1 protein-coding gene is annotated in these 1,114 nt (G+C 47.1%); it reads right to left on the reverse strand.

Annotation, left to right across the window (positions count from 1 at the left end):
* Positions 1 to 1,114, reverse strand: a 1,114-nt coding sequence (gene tuf, locus F0232_RS24895; RefSeq protein ID WP_137409208.1) for an elongation factor Tu, incomplete at both ends; no start/stop codon positions are given.

A 1,114-nucleotide genomic window follows, 5' to 3' on the forward strand; every position in this document is an offset into this window, starting at 1 on the left:
CCTTCGTCCATTGCGATTGGAGCGATTAGCTCAACAGTCATTTGAACGTTGTCACCTGGCATTACCATTTCTACGCCTTCTGGTAGAGTGATGTCGCCTGTTACGTCAGTTGTACGGAAGTAGAACTGTGGACGGTAACCTTTGAAGAAAGGAGTGTGACGGCCGCCTTCGTCTTTAGAAAGTACGTATACTTCAGACTCGAACTTAGTGTGTGGGTTGATAGAACCTTTAGCAGATAGTACTTGGCCACGTTCAACTTCGTCACGCTTAGTACCACGTAGAAGTGCACCAACGTTCTCACCTGCACGACCTTCGTCAAGCAGTTTACGGAACATTTCAACACCAGTACAAGTAGTAAGAGTAGTCTCTTTGATACCAACGATTTCTACTTCGTCACCTACACGTAGGATACCACGCTCGATACGACCAGTTACAACAGTACCACGACCTTGGATCGAGAATACGTCTTCGATTGGTAGTAGGAACGGTTGGTCAACTGCACGCTCTGGCTCAGGGATGTAAGAATCTAGTGCTTCTGCAAGCTCAACGATCTTGTCTTCCCACTGCTTCTCGCCGTTTAGTGCGCCAAGTGCAGAACCTTGGATAACTGGTAGGTCATCACCTGGGAAGTCGTACTCAGAAAGAAGTTCACGAACTTCCATTTCTACTAGCTCAAGTAGCTCTTCGTCATCAACCATGTCACATTTGTTCATGAATACGATGATGTAAGGGATACCAACTTGACGACCAAGTAGGATGTGCTCACGAGTTTGAGGCATTGGGCCGTCAGTCGCAGCAACAACTAGGATACCACCGTCCATTTGCGCAGCACCAGTGATCATGTTTTTAACATAATCCGCGTGTCCTGGGCAGTCTACGTGTGCGTAGTGACGTGATGGAGTGTCGTACTCAACGTGAGAAGTAGCGATTGTGATACCGCGCTCACGCTCTTCTGGAGCGTTATCGATAGATGCGAAATCTTTAGCAACACCACCGTACACTTTTGCAAGTGTAGTACAGATAGCAGCAGTTAGAGTTGTTTTACCGTGGTCAACGTGGCCGATAGTACCAACGTTTACGTGCGGTTTCGTACGTTCAAATTTTTCTTTAGACA

This window comes from Vibrio sp. T3Y01 (assembly GCF_013114525.1).
Classification (GTDB): Bacteria; Pseudomonadota; Gammaproteobacteria; order Enterobacterales; family Vibrionaceae; genus Vibrio; species Vibrio chagasii_B.